This window comes from Bordetella ansorpii (assembly GCF_900078315.1).
Lineage (GTDB): Bacteria > Pseudomonadota > Gammaproteobacteria > Burkholderiales > Burkholderiaceae_B > Bordetella > Bordetella ansorpii.
The window spans coordinates 45,351-60,711 of sequence record NZ_FKBS01000014.1 but is presented as its reverse complement, the minus strand read 5'-3'; the positions used below and the strand labels follow the sequence as shown (position 1 = coordinate 60,711).

Genomic DNA, 15,361 nt, shown 5'->3' with positions numbered 1-15,361 from the left:
CCCCCGCCGTGCTGCGCGTGCTGCTCGAAGACAGTCCCAACACCCTGGACCCGGCCGGCACCGGCTACAACCAGGCCTCGATCAACATCAGTTGGAACGTCTACGACCGGCTGATCACGTACGGCACCACGCCCGTCGACGGCGTGCCGGGGGCGTTCACCTACGACTACGACACCATCGTGGGCCAAGCCGCCGAACGTTATGAAGTCTCCGCCGACGGCAAGCAGATCACCTTCCACATGCGGCGCGGCGCGCGTTTCCATGACGGCTCGCCCGTCACCGCGCACGACGCCAAGTGGTCGCTGGACCGCGTGGTGTCCGTCACCACCGGCAAGGCCCAGATGGCCACTGGTTCGCTGACCGAAGCCGCGCAGTTCGACGTCATCGACGACATGACGTTGCGCGTCACCGTGCCGCAGGCCGACCGCTTCACGCTGCCCGACCTGTGCGTGCTGTTTCCGGCCATCTTCAATTCGAAGGTGTGCAAGGCCAACGCCACGACCGACGATCCCTGGGCGCAGAACTGGCTCAAGACCAACGTGGCGGGGGGCGGCCCCTACAAGCTGGTGCGCTTCGCGCCTGACCAGGGTTTCATGCTGGAAGCGTTCGCCGACTGGACCAACGGCCCGGCCCCGGCCAGCACCCGCGTGGCGGCGCAGGTCGTGCCGGTGGCGGCTTCTCGCCGCGCCGCGGCCGAGCGGGGCGAAGCCGACATTGTGCGCGGCCTCGGCGGCCGAGACATCCATGATCTGAAATCCCGGAAGGACATCCGCCTGCTGGGCATCCCCAACCCCGGCGCCGTCACTGTCATCGCGCTCAACAGCCAGATGCCGCCCTTCGACAACAAGAAGGTGCGCCAGGCCATTGCCCACGCGGTGCCCTATCAGCAGATCTTCGACTCGGTGCTGTACAGCCGGGGGGCGCCGATGTTCGGCGGCAAGGCCGACGCCGGCCTGAGCTTTCCGCAGCCCATGCCCTACACCTACGACCTGGACCGCGCACGCGCGCTGCTGGCCGAGGCAGACATGGCCAACGGCTTCGAAACCACTTTCGTCATCGACAGTGCGTTGGCGCAACTGGCGGAACCGACCGCCGTGCTGCTGCAGGAATCGCTGGGCAAGATCGGCATCAAGCTCAAGATCGAGAAGCTGCCCTCCGGCCAGATGGCCAGTGCGCAGGTAGCGCACAAGCTGCCCATGTCCATGGCGACCGGCACGGCCTGGTTGCGCAATCCGGACTACTTCTTCCGCGTCTACTACGCGTCGCCCACACGCTGGAACTTCGGCAACTTCAAGAACGACGAGATGAACCGGTTGACCGCCGAGACCCGCTTCGAGACGGATCGCGCCGTCTACGACACCAAGGTCCGCCGCATGATCGACATCGCGCGCGACGAAGTCCCGATGATCCTGATGTGGTCGGCCTTCCAGGACACGGTGGTCTCCCCGGGCCTGCAGGGCTACACCTACATGTTCCATGGCCAGCTCGAACTTCGGCACCTGAAGAAAGCATAAGGGCACGCCGCCGCGTGGCGGGTCCCACAAGGGCCGGCCACGCACATGCACTACTGGAGTATCGACTATGTCACGCAGGACGCTCGCCCTGGTGGGACGGCGCACCCTCATGGCCATTCCGATTCTTTTCGGCGTGGTCGTCGTCACGTTCATGCTGATTCACGTGCTGCCGGGCGATCCGGCGGCCATGTACGCGTCCGGCCCGAATGCGGGACCGGCCGAAATCCAGGCGGTGCGCCTGGCCATGGGCCTGGACAAGCCGCTGCCGGAGCAATTCCTGATCTATCTGCAACACCTGGCGCAACTGGACCTGGGCCGCTCCATGAGCACGGGGCAAACCGTGCTGCACGATTTCTCCGAACGCCTGCCAGCCACCATCGAGCTGGCCGTGTTCGCCTTCACGCTGTCAGTGGCGATCGCGCTGCCACTGGGCGTGCTGGCCGCCCTGTACCGCGACAGCCCGCTGGATCAGGCCATACGCGCCATCACCTCCATCTCGGCCGCCATGCCGGGCTTCTTCTTCGGCCTGATCCTGATCTTCTTTTTCTATTACCTGTGGGGGCTGGCGCCCGAGCCCATCGGACGATTGTCGGGCTGGTCGTTTCCGCCCGAGCGCGTCACCGGTTTCTTCCTGATCGATGCGCTGCTCGCGGGCGATACCGCCTTGATGGGGGAAGCTGCCGCCAAGATGGTGCTGCCGGCAGCCTCCATGGCGATCTTCGCCATCGCGCCGCTGATGCGCATGATGCGTGGCGGCATGATAGACGCGCTGGACAGCGATTACGTGCGCGCCGCACGCGCCTACGGCCTGGCGCCGTGGCGCGTCACGCTGCAGTATGCGCTGCCCAACGCGATGCTGCCCGTGCTGGCGACGATGGGCATGGTGATCTCGACCATGCTGGGCGCCAACATCATGATCGAGAAGCTGTTCGGCTGGCCGGGCATCGGCGCCTATGCGATCAATGCGCTGGTCGGACTGGACTACGCGCCCGTGCAGGCCTTCGTGCTGATCGTGGCCACGCTATTCGTGCTGCTGACGCTGGCGATCGACATCGTGTCCTCGCTGATCGACCCGCGCTATCAGTTGAAGGACTGAGACCATGACGATCCAGATTCTTCTCTACCATCTGCGGCGCAATGTGACGACCGCCACGGCTTTCGTGCTGATCGTGCTGCTGCTGGCGGTGGCCGCGCTGGGCCCCGCGCTGGTGCCCTACGATCCCCTGGCCACCGACATGAGCCATGTGCTTGCGCCGCCGTCGTCCTCGCACTGGTTCGGCACCGACCAGTTGGGCCGCGACATCTTCTCGCGTGTCATCGCCGCCACCCGGCTGGACTTCGCCATCGCCGTCTGCGCCGTGATGGTGTCGGCGGCGGCGGGCGTCTGTGCGGGCGCGCTGTGCGGCTATCTGGGCGGACTGGTCGACGCCGCGCTGTCGCGCATGATCGACGTGCTGCTGGCCTTTCCGCTGTTCGTGGCGGCCATGGCGCTGGTGGCCGTGTTCGGCAACTCGGTGCAGTCGGTGGTGCTGGCCACCGCCATCATCAACTTCCCCTTCTACTTCCGCCTGGCGCGCGCGCAAGCCGTGTCGTTGCGCTCGATCGGCTATGTCGAGGCGGCGCTGATCAACGGCAACTCGACCTCGCGCGTGATCTTCGGCTTCATCCTGCCGAACTCGCTGCCGCCGGTCATCGTGCAGATCTCGCTGAACCTGGGCTGGGCCATTCTGAACACCGCCAGCCTGGCCTTCATCGGCCTGGGCGTGGGGCCTCCCACGCCGGAATGGGGCGTGATGATCCAGGAGGGCGCCACGCTGATGATGGCGGGCCAGTGGTGGACGGTGGTCTTCCCCGGCCTGGCCCTGGTGCTGTCGGTGTTCTGTTTTGCCTTGCTGGGCGACGGCCTGCGCGACATCGTCGATCCGCGCCGGCGCAGTTGATGGAGTATCGGATGGACAAGCACTCCCGCGAGATATTGCTGGACATACAGGACCTGAGCCTGGACTTCGTCACGGACCGTGGCCACATTCATGCCCTGGACCGCGTGTCGCTACAGGTGGCGCGCGGCGAGTGCGTGGCGCTGATTGGCGAGTCCGGCTCCGGCAAGTCGGTGACCGGCATGGCGGTGATGCGGCTGCATGGCGCCAATGCCCGGATCGAAGCGCAACGCATGACGGTTGGTGAACTGGACGTCAATGCCATGCCCCCGACGTTGCTGCGCCATTACCGTGGCCGACGCGTGGCCATGATCTTCCAGAATGCCAAATCGGCACTGAACCCGATCCGGCGCGTCGGCGACACTCTGGTCGATATCCTGGTCACGCATGCCCGGCAACCCACCAGCCGCGCGCAGGCACGCCAACGCGTCCTGCAGGCCATGGAACAGATCGGCATCGCCCAGGCCCGCGAACGCATGGCAGCCTATCCCGCCGAACTGTCCGGCGGCATGTGCCAGCGCATCATGATCGTGGCGGCGCTGGTCTGCGAGCCGGAACTGATCATCGCCGACGAGCCCACCTCGGCGCTGGACGTGACCACGCAGGTGAAGGTGATGAATCTGCTGATGAACGCCTGTCGCGAACGCGGCGTGGCCTGTCTGTTCATCACGCACGATCTGGCGCTGGCGGCCGAGTACTGCGATCGCGCCGTTGTCATGCACGCGGGGCAGGTGCTGGAAGAGGGCCCTGCCCCGCAGGTCATGTGTCGGCCCGCGCATCCGTACACCCGCATGCTGGTGGCGGCCATGCCCTATGGCAAGCGCGACCACACCGAACTGCAACCCATGCAGGGCGGCCTGCCCGACCTGCGCCGCACAGACCTGCCGTCATGCCGCTTCGCCGAACGCTGCACGCGCGTGCAAGCGACCTGCCGCCAGGCGGACCTGCCGCGCACGGCCGTGGCCTCGTCTCATACCGTAAGGTGCCATTTCCCCTATGTCACATGATTTCCTGGAAGTCGCCGCGCTGTCCAAGCACTTCGACATCGGCCGAGGCCGTGTGCTCAAGGCCGTGCAAGACGTCAGCTTCCGCGTGCCCAAGGGCCAGGTCATGGGCCTGGTCGGCGAGTCCGGATCCGGCAAGTCCACACTGGTGCGCATCATCGCGCGGCTGATCCCGCAGACCGAGGGCGACGTGCTGCTGGAGCGGCGCAACATCAGCCGTCTGGTGGGGCCGAGCTTCGCGCGCGAACCCCAGCGGCGCGACATACAGATGGTATTCCAGGACCCGCTGGCGTCCTTGAATCCGCGCTTTCGTGCGCGCCGCGCCATCGCCGATCCCGTGCTGCGGCTGGGCTCGCCGCAGGAAAAGGCGCAAGTGGAGCAACTGGTGGAACAGGCCGCCACGCGCACCGGACTGCCGCTGGCGCTGCTGGACCGCTATCCGCACGAACTGTCGGGCGGGCAGCGCGCCCGCGTGGACATCGCGCGGGCCACGGTGCTCAATCCCAAGCTGCTGATCCTGGACGAACCGACGTCGGCGCTGGATGCCTCGTTGCAGGCGCACGTGGTGCGCACGCTGATGGCCTTGCGCGCGGAACTGGACCTGACCTATCTCTTCGTCAGCCACGACCTGAACCTGGTGCGTCTGCTGTCGGATCAGATCATGGTCATGCATCATGGCCAGATGGTCGAGCATGGCAGCGCGCAGCAGGTCTTTCATGCGCCCAGGCACGACTACACGAAGACCTTGCTGGCGGCGCTGCCGAAGATGCCGCAAATGAATTGAGACGGTCTTGTCCGACGGACGCGGCCGCAGCCAGCCGGGCTAGCGCCGCGACTCCACGCGCTCGGCCAGCAGTTCATAGAACAGCTTGGCCACCGGGTTCAAAGTCTTGCCGCGTGGATGGATCAGGCCGATCGTGCGCGTGACGGCGGGTTCCCGCAACGCGATGCTGACCAGCGTGCCGTGATCGGCGGGCGGCATCGCCAGGCGCGGCACCACGCCGATGCCCAGTCCCGCCTCGACCATGCTGACCAAGGCCGGCACGTGTTGCACCTCGCAGAAATGGCGGGGACGCTCGACGTTCAACGCCAATGCCTGATCGATCAGGAAGCGGTTGCCGCTGCCTTGCGCCAACGAGATGTACGGATAGTTAGCCAGGTCCGACCACTTCAACGACCTGCGCCGCGCCAGGGCGTGCCCTCGGCTGACCGCGGCGACGAAAGGCTCTTCCAGCAGGGGCTTGAACTCGATCTCGGCGTCGTTGGTGCCGATGTAGGTCAGGCCGAAATCGGCATCGCCGCGTGCCACGGCCGTCAGCACCTGCGACGACGACTCATCGATGATGCGGATGCGGATGCGCGGATACCGCGCGTGATAGTCGCGGATGACGTCGGGCAGGAAGTAGGCCACCGCGGACGGCACGCAGGCGATCGTGACCATGCCGGACAAGCGTTCGGCCACGTCCTGGATGCCTACCAGCGCGCTTTCCAGTTCGTTCAGCACGTTGCGGGCGCGCGGCACGAAGCCGCGTCCGATAGTCGTCAACTCGACCTTGCGCGTGGTGCGCGTGAACAGTTGCACGCCCAGCGCCGCCTCGAGTTTGTCGGCGCGGCGGGACAGCGCGGATTGCGACAGATGCAGCGCTTCCGAAGCCGCGCGAAAGCTTCCCAAGTCGGCCACGGCCAGGAAGGCGCGCAGATCGCCCAGATCGAATTTCATGCGTTTTGAACAAGAATAGATCGAATTTTTGCACTTTACTCGATCTAGCCGCGTGGGCACGATAGCCGTCAGCCGCTCCAAGAGGCGGCGCCCGCTTGATGGCGTCCCATGCCATTCGCCCTGGTGGCGGCCCGGCGGGCTCATACGGAGACCCGATCGATGTCCACGCATCAAAGCCTGCCCTGGCGGCGCCTGGCCGCTGCCGCCGTCACCGCGCTGATCGCCAGCGCGCCTTTCTCTCAAGCCCACGCCGCCTGGCCCGAACGCCCCATCCGCCTGCTGGTGCCTTACGGCCCGGGCGGCAGTTCCGACGTGGTCGCGCGCGCCGTCGCGGCCGAGATGTCGCGCGATCTCGGGCAACAGGTGATCGTGGAGAACAAGGGCGGCGGCCAGGGCACCATCGCCACCACGGAGGTGGCGCGCGCCAACGCCGATGGGTACACCCTGATCCTGGGCCACGTCGGCACGCTGGCGGTGAACCCGACCATGATGCCCAAGCTCAACTACGACGCGCGCCGCGACTTCGCGCCCATCGTGCTGCTGGCCAAGCTGCCCATGGTGTTCGCGGTGGGCGGCAAGGTGCCCGCCAAGACGCTGCCGGAGTTCGTGCAACTGGCCAAGTCCAAGCCGGGCGAACTGAACTACGGATCTGCCGGCAACGGCAGCGCCGGTCATCTGGCTTTTGAAATGCTGAAGACGGCCGCCGGCATCGACGTGCTGCACGTTCCCTACAAGGGCACCGGCGCGCAGGTGAACGACCTGCTGGCGGGCAACATCGACGCGGCCGCCGCCGGCACGCCGGGCCTGTTGCCGCATGCGCAGGCCGGCAGCATCCGCATCATCGCCGTGGGCTCCGAGAAGCGCCTGTCCGTGCTGCCCGACGTGCCCACCGTGGCGGAACAAGGCTATCCCGGCTTCGAGAGTTCGCAATGGTTCGGCCTGCTGGCTCCCGCCGGAACCCCCGCCGCCGTGATCGAACGCCTGCATCAGGCCGGCGTCAAGGCGCTGGCCACCGATGCCGTGCGCACCCGCCTGGCGCACGACGCCAGCGAGCCCTCGGGCGCCGGCCCCGTCGAATTCGCGGCGTTCATCGACGCGGAAGAGAAGCGCTGGGGCAAGGTCGTGAAAGACGCCCGGCTCTCCATCGAATAACCCCCACTCATCCATCGGAAGAATCAGCATGGCCAATACCCGTGAGAAAGTCGTCGTCCCGGAAACCCGACTGAAGGCGCTGGGCGTCCAGGCCTTCATGGGCCTCGGCCTGCCGCAAGAAGATGCCGCCGACGTGGCCGAGGTGCTGGTGCTGGCCGACCTGTTCGGCCTGTCCACCCATGGCCTGTCACGTATCGAGTCGTATGGCGAGCGCCTGCAGGTGCAAGGCATCAACGCCCGCGCCAACATCCGGGTCGAGAGCCCCGCGCCCGCCATCCGCCTGATCGACGGCGACAACGGCGTGGGCCCGCTGGTCGGCATGCATGCGCTGCGCGCCGCCATGGCCGCGGCCGAGACGAACGGCGTGGGCATCGCCTTTGCCCGCAACAGCAACCACTTCGGCCCCATCTCGCCCTATGGCCTGCTGGCCGCCGAAGCCGGCTTCGCCAGCATCATCGGCAGCAACGCCACCACCACCATCGCGCCCTGGGGCGGCACCGACGCCCGCGTGGGCAACAGTCCCATCGGCTTCGGCGTGCCCAACCCGGACGGCAGACACTTCCTGCTGGACATGGCGATGAGCGTGGTCGCCCGCGCCAAGATCCGCAACGCACTGAAGGCCGGCACGAGCATTCCGGACACCTGGGCCACCGACGCACAGGGGCTGCCCACCACGGACCCCAAGCAGGCCCTGGATGGCTTCCTGCAACCCATCGGCGGGCACAAGGGCTACGGGCTGGCATTGATGGTCGACCTGTTTGCCGGAGTGCTGTCCAACGCGGCGTATCTGACCCACGTGAAGTCGTGGGTCGATGCGCCGGACGAACCGCAGAACCTGGGCCATTTCTTCCTGCTGATCGATACGCGGCGATTGGGATCGCCGCAATGGCTGGCGGATCGCATGAACGACTTCGCCACGATCCTGCATGACAGCCCGCCGGCCGATGCCTCGCGGCCGGTCATTCAGCCGGGAGAGATCGAACTGGCGCGCATGGCATCGCAGCGTGCCCAGGGCATTGCCATCGATGCGGAAGTAATCGCGTTGCTGGAGCGGCATGCCGGTTGATTGATCCAGCGCCCGGTGCCGGCGCGCCAACCGAGGGGACAACAATGAACAGACACTATCTGATCGCCGCCTTCGCGCTGGCGAGCGCTGCAATCGCGGCCAGCCCTGCCGCCATGGCCGAGTATCCCGACAAACCGATCCGCATGATCGTCCCGTATGTCGCGGGCGGCGCGGCGGACATCACGGCGCGCGTCATGGCGGCGCGCATGACCAGGGATCTGGGCGCCACCGTGGTGGTCGAGAACAAGCCCGGCGCCAACGGCATGATCGGTACCGACATGGTCGCCAAGTCCGCGCCCGATGGCTATACGCTGCTGCTGGACGCCAGCGGCCCCCTGGTCGTGAACCCATCGCTGTACGCCACGACGCCCTACGACCCCATCAAGGACTTCGCGCCGATCAGCCAGATCACCAGCTATCAGTATGTGCTGGTGGTGCCGGAGAAATCGAAGATACAAGGCATCCCCGACCTGATCGCCGCCGCCAGGAAGGCGCCGGGCACCGTCACCTATGGTTCCGCCGGCATCGGCGCGGGCGGGCATCTGGCGGGAGAACTGTTCGCCGTGCAGACGGGCACGCAGCTCTCGCATATCCCGTACAAGGGCAATGCGCAGGCCCTGACCGATGTGCTGGGTGGACAACTGACATTCACGTTCGACACCGTGGTGACGGCCACGCCGCACATCCGCTCGGGCAAGCTGCGCGGCTATGCCGTCTCCGGCCCGCGCCGCGCGCCCGGACTGCCCGGCATCCCTACGCTGCGGGAACTGGGCTACAAGGATTTCGAGGTCACGCAGTTCCAGGGCCTGCTGGCGCCGGCCCGGACCGATCCCAAGATCATCGCCAAGCTGCACGACGCCGTCGTCCGCGCCGCGCGCGATCCGGAGATCATCCAGAAGCTGGCCACCGAGGGCGGCAACGACATCGTCGCCGGCACGCCGGAGGCCTTTACCGCGCAGATGCAGGAAGACCTAGCGCGCTACCGCAAGCTGATCAAGGACGCGAACGTCAAGGCGGACTGACCATGTACCAGATCGATATCCTCATCCAGGGCTACCCCGGCCGCGCGGTGTGCCACGGTGGACTGGGCTGGAGCACCACCACGCTGCTGCGGCATGACGGGCGCAACATCCTGGTGGATGTCGGCGCCTTTGGCGTACGGCATCTGCTGGGGCAGCAGTTGAAGGCGTGCGGTGTGGCGCCTGGCGACATCACGGATGTGGTGCTGACGCATGCGCACTACGACCATGCGGTGAACTTCACGCTGTTTCCCAACGCCACGGTGTGGATAGGGGCGAAGGAGTTGGATTGGGCGGCCGCGCAGCCGCCTGGATTCAACCCCTTGCCCGAGTTGTATGTGCGCGAATTGGCGCAGCGCGATCGCGTGCGGCGGTTGCAGGATGGCGAGGGTTTTCTTCCCGGCATGACGGCGGTCGCGGCGCCAGGCCACACGCCTGGGCATCTGCTGTTCCATGTGGAGGCGGAGGGGCAGACGATCCTGTTCACGGGCGATGCCGCGAAGAACCGCGCCGAGCTGGTGTCAGGCACCGTGGCGGATACGGGTGATCGCGAGGCCAGCCATGCCAGCCTGGCGCAGATCTGGGCGCTATGGCGGCGCAGGCCGGATACCTTGCTGGTGCCTGGGCATGACGTGGGCATGAAGCTCGATGGCGCCGGCAAACCGTATTACGTCGGCGAACGCCAGGCCGCGATCAATGCGTGGTTTGGCGATGACCTGACGGCGCAGTGTATAGACCTGTGCTGCGCCCCTCAACTGAAACGCTTCAGCGTTTGATCAACAGAGTTTTTATTCATGACCATTGCATCCGAACTCGTTTCTGCTTTTACACCTACCGGCAAGCTGCGCGCCACCATCAATGTGGGCAATCCCATTCTTGCGCGGCGCGATGCCGATGGCATGCCGGCTGGCGTGTCGGTGGATCTGGCTCGCACCTTCGCACAGCGCCTGGGCGTTGCGTTGGAACTGATCGTGCTGGAAAGCGCGGGCGAGGCCGTGGATACGGTATCGCGGGAAGCCGCGGACATCGGCTTCTTCGCCATCGATCCCAAGCGCGCGGCCAGCATCACGTTCACCGAAGCGTATGTGCTGATCGAAGGGGCGTATCTGGTGAAGGATGAGTCGCCGCTGCGATCCGTGGATGAAGTGGACCGGACGGCGCATCGTGTAACGGTGGGCAAGGGCAGCGCCTACGACCTGTTCCTGACGCGAGAACTGAAGCACGCCACGATCACACGCGCGGCGACGTCGCCGACGGTGGTGGATACGTTCCTGGCCGACGGCAACGACGTGGCTGCTGGAGTGAAGCAGCAGCTGGAGAGGGATGCACAGCGCCATGCGGGACTGCGCCTGCTTCCCGGCAGCTTCATGACGATCCGGCAGGCGATGGGATTGCCGAGCGGACGGGGTGCTGCGGCGGCCAGGCTATTGCACGACTTCGCCGAGGACGTGAAGCGCAGCGGGTTCGTGGCCGAGGCGCTGGCGCGGCATGGGATAGAAGGCGCGGCAGTGGCGCCTTGATGCCTGTCCGGATGGGCCGTCAGATAGCCGTAACCACTAGGCCAGGCGGATCATGGGTCGGCACAAGCGGCATGCGAGGCCTGTCCTGCTCTTCAGCGGAAGGCCTCGCTTGAATCCCATCAGGGCCGGAACATAATTCCGTACTATTACTCCTCGGCAAAGCCCCATGGGCCCCAAGGAGATCAAGCATGACTACCGCCCCCCAAGGCTCGGAAGCGTCCACGTCCACGGCAGAGACCGCCCCTTATGGCGGCATTTCCAGCGCCCCAAGGAAAAAGACCACGCCGCTGAAGATCGCGAAGATGCATGCCGAAGGCGAGAAGATCGCGATGATCACCGCCTACGATGCAACCTTCGCGGCGGTCGCCGACCGGGCTGGCATCGACTGCATTCTGGTCGGAGATTCCCTGGGCATGGTGTGCCAGGGCTTGACGACCACCGTGGGGGTCTCGCTGCAAGAGATGAGCTATCACACCCGATGCGTGGCCGAAGGTGTGCGACGCGCGGGCGGCACCGCGCTGGTCATCGCGGATCTTCCATTCGGCAGCTACCAGCAGTCCCGGGAACAAGCCCTTGCATCCGCGATCCAGGTGATGCAATCGGGCGCTGAAATGGTGAAACTCGAAGGCGGCGGATGGACCGCAGACACCACGCGCTTCCTGGTCGATCGCGGTGTGCCTGTCTGCGCGCACCTGGGACTCACACCGCAAACCGTTTCGGCGCTGGGCGGGTTTCGCGTTCAAGGCAGAACGGACGAGGAAGCGCGGCGCCTGCGCACGGACAGCGTGGCGCTCCAGGATGCCGGCGCCACGATGGTGGTGTTCGAGATGGTTCCCGCTTCGGTGGCCGCGGCACTCACCGAGGAATTGACAAGCTGCGCCACCATCGGTATCGGCGCGGGACGCGGGACGGCGGGTCAGGTGCTTGTATTGCACGACATGCTGGGCATGAACCTGGGCCGGGTGCCGAAGTTCGTGCGCAACTTCATGGAGGGGGCGGCGAGCATCCAGGGGGCTATGGAAAACTATGTCCGCGCCGTCAAGGACGGGACATTTCCGGATGACGCCCGGCACGCCTGGTAGGTTCGCGGGCCGGGGGGATCAGCCAAGAGGCCGCGCAGAATGACAGACATGCCGAGAACCGAGGAATGAACTGCGCCGAGCCTCATACGTCGTTAATGTGTCTACTGGATCTTGATGTGCCGTTCCTTCACCAGCACCGCCCACTGCGCAGTCTCCTTGGCGAGGTGGTCGCGCAGCTCGGTGGGGCTGCCACCGATGGGTTCGGCGCCGATCGAGGCCATGGCCGCCTTGACCTTGGGATCAGACAGCGCCTTGCGCATCGAGCTGTTCAGCCGCTCCACGATATCCGGCGGAGTGCCGGCGGGTGCGAAGGCCGCGAACCACGGCATCAGTTCGTAGCCGGGCAGGCCCGCTTCGGCTACGGTGGGCACGTCGGGCAGGGCGGACGAACGTTTGGCGGTGGTCACGGCCAACGCGCGCAGCTTGCCAGCCTGGATGTGCGGCTTGGCCGAGGTGATGCTGTCGAACATGTAGTCGACCTGGCCGCCCAGCAGGTCGGCGATGGCGGGACCGCTGCCTTTATAGGGCACGTGCAGCATGTCGACCTGCGCCAACGACACGAACAGCTCTCCCGCCAGGTGGATCGAGGTGCCCACGCCCGCCGAGGCGTAGGTGTAATGACCGGGCTTGGCCTTGGCCTGCGAGATCACGTCCTGCACGCTCTTGGCGGTAATGCGGTCGGGATTGGCAACCAGCACGTTGGGCACGACGGCCAGCAGCGAGATCGGCGCGAAGTCCTTCTGCGGGTCGTAGTTCATGTCGCGATAGAGGGCGGGATTCACGGCCATGCCGTTGGCCGCGATCATGATCGTGTAGCCATCGGGCGCCGAGCGGGCGACCGTGGCCGCACCGATATTGCCACCCGCGCCAGCACGGTTCTCCACGATGAACGCGGTGCCGAGTTCGCGGCCCATCGCTTCGCCCAGCGTGCGGGCGATGCTGTCCATGGCGCCGCCCGGCGGGAACGGCACCACCCATTTGACGGGACGATCGGGGTAGCCGGCGGCGTGCGCGGCCAGAGCGGCGGCGCACAGCGTGAGGCCGGTGGCCAGGCGCACGAGGGTTTGCTTGATCTGCATGGTTTGTCTCCTGTGTTTATCGTGGCCCGCGCCGCGGCGTGCGCGGTGCCACCCTGATCGCTGCGAGGGCGTTCAGTCTTTGCGGCGATAGAACGCCAATTTGTCTTCGTCCAGCACGATGCCCAGGCCCGGGCCCGGCGGCACGTGCATTTCGAAATCGGTAAAGGTCGGTGGCATCGTGACAATATCGTCTTTCAGCAGCAGCGGGCCGAACAGCTCGGTGCCCCAGGCCATGGTGGGCAGGGCGCAGAAGGCGTGGGCCGACGCGATGGAACCCACCGAGCCCTCGAGCATGGTGCCGCCGTAGAGCGCCATGCCGGCGGCGTCGCCCACCGCGGCCACCCGAACGACGCCGGTGAGGCCCCCCGACTTGGCGATCTTCAGCGCCAGCACATCGGCCGCGCCCAGGCGTGCAAGCTCAAGCGCGTCCTCCGGCGTGCACACGGCCTCGTCGGCCATGATGGGCACCACGAAGCGCGCGGCCAGCCGTGCCATGCCGGCACGATTGTCGCGGGCGATGGGCTGTTCGATCAGGTCGACGCCGGCGTCTTCCAGTTTCGCGATCGCGCCCGCGGCGTCTGCTTCGTTCCAGGCCTGGTTCACGTCGACAGTCACGCGGGCCCGATCACCCAGCGCGCGCTTGATCTCGGCCACGTGCCGCACATCGTCGGCGACCGCGCGGCGCCCGACCTTGAGCTTGAACGTGTTGTGCCGGCGCGCTTCGAGCAGGGCCTGGGCTTCGTCGATATCGCGCGCGGTATCGCCGCTGGCGAGCGTCCACAGCACGGGCAGCGAGCTGCGCACTGTGCCTCCCAGCAAGGTGCTCACCGGCACGCCGAGGCGCTTGCCCTGCGCATCCAGCAGCGCGGTTTCGAGGGCGGACTTGGCGCAACGATTGCCCCGCGCGATCTTGTCGAGCCGGCGCATCGCGGCGTTGATGTTGTTCGCGTCCTCGCCGATCAGCGCCGGCGCCAGGTAGGTGTCGATCGCCAGCTTCATGCCTTCGGGGCTTTCTTCGCCGTAGGCCAGGCCGCCGATGGTGGTCGCCTCGCCGATGCCTTCGATGCCGTCGCTGCTGCGCACGCGCACGATCACCATCGTCTGGCGTTGCATCACGGCCATGGCGAGCTGATGCGCCCGGATGGTGGGCAGGTCGACCAGCAGGGTCTCGACGGAATCTAGGGTGATGGCGGTCATACCTGAAACGATGAAAAGAGGGCGACCACCAGTATCCCCATGCACGACCAGGCCGTCCAAGACTATATTGGTCTCTACCCATACCTTTAAGGTATCCATTGATGGAACTTCGTCATCTGCGTTATTTCCAGGCCGTGGCGCGCGAAGGCAGTTTCACGCGCGCGGCCGCCACGCTGCACATCGCGCAGCCTCCCCTGTCGCGCCAGATCCGTCAGCTCGAAGAAGAATTGGGCGTCGTGCTGTTCGAGCGCGCCCCGCGCGCCCTGCGGCTTACCGAGGCCGGGCGCTATTTCTACGAGCATTCGTTGCAGCTCACCGCGCGTCTCGATGACGTGATGGCCGGCACGCGCAGGCTGGGCGCGCAGGCCACGCGCTGGTTCGGGATCGGCTTCGTGCCTTCATCGCTCTATGGTTTCGTGCCGGAGCTGATCCGCCAGGTGCGCCAGGCCGATGCCCGGGTCGAGGTCGGCCTGACCGAGATGACCTCGCTGCCGCAGATCGAAGCCCTCAAACGCGGCCACATCGACCTGGGCATCGGGCGCATCGCGTTCGACGACCCGGACATCGAGCGCCGCGTGCTGACGAACGAGCCACTCGTGGCGGCGCTGCCGATGGCGCATCGGCTGGCGGGCCGCACCCGTGTGGCGGTCGCTGCGCTCGCGGCCGAGCCGTTCGTACTCTATCCGGCCCGGCCGCGGCCCAACTACGCCGACCACGTATTGGGCCTGTTCCGCGAGGCGGGACACGCGCCGCAGGTGGTACAGGAAGCGAACGAGCTGCAGACTGCGCTCGGATTGGTGGCGGTGGGGATCGGCGTCACCGTCGTGCCGGCCTCGGTGCAGCGCGCGCATCGCACCGAAGTGCGCTACGTACCGATCGCGGCAGCGGGCTTCACTTCGCCGGTGATCGTGAGTTATCGAAAGGACGACAGCTCGGCCTTCCTGATGCGTGCGGTGGCCACCGCCGAGCGGCTGGCGCGAGGGGATTGACGCGCTGCCAGCCTAAGTGGAACCCGGCAGGCAGGACCGCCGTCTCGATCGAAAACCTACGCTTTTTTAGCGTCGGCCACCG

15 protein-coding genes are annotated in these 15,361 nt (G+C 66.4%); 12 read left to right on the top strand and 3 right to left on the bottom strand.

Annotation, left to right across the window (positions count from 1 at the left end; translation table 11 throughout):
- The 5 genes from A7W11_RS07905 to A7W11_RS07885 form a co-directional block, all read left to right on the top strand.
- On the top strand, positions 1-1,514 hold a 1,514-nt coding region (locus A7W11_RS07905), incomplete at its 5' end, for an ABC transporter substrate-binding protein (protein WP_218188579.1).
- 67 nt (positions 1,515-1,581) lie between these two features.
- Positions 1,582-2,610, top strand: a complete 1,029-nt coding sequence (locus A7W11_RS07900) for an ABC transporter permease (RefSeq protein ID WP_066410479.1) — start codon at positions 1,582-1,584, stop codon at positions 2,608-2,610.
- A 4-nt stretch (positions 2,611-2,614) separates the two neighbouring features.
- A complete protein-coding gene (locus tag A7W11_RS07895; RefSeq protein WP_066410478.1) occupies positions 2,615-3,454 on the top strand; it encodes an ABC transporter permease in 840 nt (279 codons plus the stop codon).
- Between the two features lie 11 nt (positions 3,455-3,465).
- A complete protein-coding gene (locus A7W11_RS07890) occupies positions 3,466-4,458 on the top strand; it encodes an ABC transporter ATP-binding protein (RefSeq protein WP_066410477.1) in 993 nt (330 codons plus the stop codon).
- Positions 4,448-5,239 (top strand): ABC transporter ATP-binding protein, encoded by a 792-nt coding sequence (locus A7W11_RS07885; RefSeq protein ID WP_066410476.1) that lies wholly within the window; start codon positions 4,448-4,450, stop codon positions 5,237-5,239. Before A7W11_RS07890 ends, A7W11_RS07885 begins: the two co-directional genes overlap by 11 nt.
- 39 nt (positions 5,240-5,278) lie before the next feature.
- On the opposite strand, the gene A7W11_RS07880 is transcribed toward A7W11_RS07885, so the two are convergent.
- The gene (locus A7W11_RS07880; RefSeq protein ID WP_066410475.1) at positions 5,279-6,175 is read right to left on the bottom strand and encodes a LysR family transcriptional regulator; all 897 of its coding nucleotides are present in this window, start codon (positions 6,173-6,175) and stop codon (positions 5,279-5,281) included.
- Positions 6,176-6,334: 159 nt separating this feature from the next.
- Here A7W11_RS07880 and A7W11_RS07875 point away from each other — a divergent pair, with 159 nt between their 5' ends.
- The 6 genes from A7W11_RS07875 to panB all read left to right on the top strand — a co-directional run bounded on the left by A7W11_RS07875 (position 6,335) and on the right by panB (position 12,014).
- On the top strand, positions 6,335-7,327 hold the full coding sequence (locus A7W11_RS07875; RefSeq protein WP_066410474.1) for a Bug family tripartite tricarboxylate transporter substrate binding protein: 993 nt from the start codon (positions 6,335-6,337) through the stop codon (positions 7,325-7,327).
- A gap of 28 nt (positions 7,328-7,355) precedes the next feature.
- Positions 7,356-8,393 carry an Ldh family oxidoreductase gene (locus A7W11_RS07870; RefSeq protein ID WP_066410473.1) on the top strand — a complete coding sequence of 346 codons (1,038 nt, stop codon included), beginning with the start codon at positions 7,356-7,358 and terminating at the stop codon, positions 8,391-8,393.
- A 44-nt stretch (positions 8,394-8,437) separates the two neighbouring features.
- The gene (locus A7W11_RS07865; protein ID WP_066410472.1) at positions 8,438-9,415 is read left to right on the top strand and encodes a Bug family tripartite tricarboxylate transporter substrate binding protein; all 978 of its coding nucleotides are present in this window, start codon (positions 8,438-8,440) and stop codon (positions 9,413-9,415) included.
- Between the two features lie 2 nt (positions 9,416-9,417).
- The gene (locus A7W11_RS07860) at positions 9,418-10,188 is read left to right on the top strand and encodes an MBL fold metallo-hydrolase (RefSeq protein WP_066410471.1); all 771 of its coding nucleotides are present in this window, start codon (positions 9,418-9,420) and stop codon (positions 10,186-10,188) included.
- Between the two features lie 18 nt (positions 10,189-10,206).
- A complete protein-coding gene (locus A7W11_RS07855) occupies positions 10,207-10,932 on the top strand; it encodes an ABC transporter substrate-binding protein (RefSeq protein WP_066410470.1) in 726 nt (241 codons plus the stop codon).
- Positions 10,933-11,120: 188 nt separating this feature from the next.
- A complete protein-coding gene (gene panB, locus A7W11_RS07850; protein ID WP_066410469.1) occupies positions 11,121-12,014 on the top strand; it encodes a 3-methyl-2-oxobutanoate hydroxymethyltransferase in 894 nt (297 codons plus the stop codon).
- A 101-nt stretch (positions 12,015-12,115) separates the two neighbouring features.
- On the opposite strand, the gene A7W11_RS07845 is transcribed toward panB, so the two are convergent.
- Both A7W11_RS07845 and A7W11_RS07840 read right to left on the bottom strand, forming a co-directional pair.
- Entirely contained in the window at positions 12,116-13,093 is a 978-nt protein-coding gene (locus tag A7W11_RS07845; RefSeq protein WP_066410468.1) for a tripartite tricarboxylate transporter substrate binding protein, read from the bottom strand.
- Positions 13,094-13,165: 72 nt separating this feature from the next.
- Positions 13,166-14,290 (bottom strand): muconate/chloromuconate family cycloisomerase, encoded by a 1,125-nt coding sequence (locus A7W11_RS07840; protein WP_066410467.1) that lies wholly within the window; start codon positions 14,288-14,290, stop codon positions 13,166-13,168.
- A 101-nt stretch (positions 14,291-14,391) separates the two neighbouring features.
- Here A7W11_RS07840 and A7W11_RS07835 point away from each other — a divergent pair, with 101 nt between their 5' ends.
- Positions 14,392-15,279, top strand: a complete 888-nt coding sequence (locus A7W11_RS07835) for a LysR family transcriptional regulator (RefSeq protein WP_066410466.1) — start codon at positions 14,392-14,394, stop codon at positions 15,277-15,279.
- Positions 15,280-15,361: the final 82 nt, after the last annotated feature.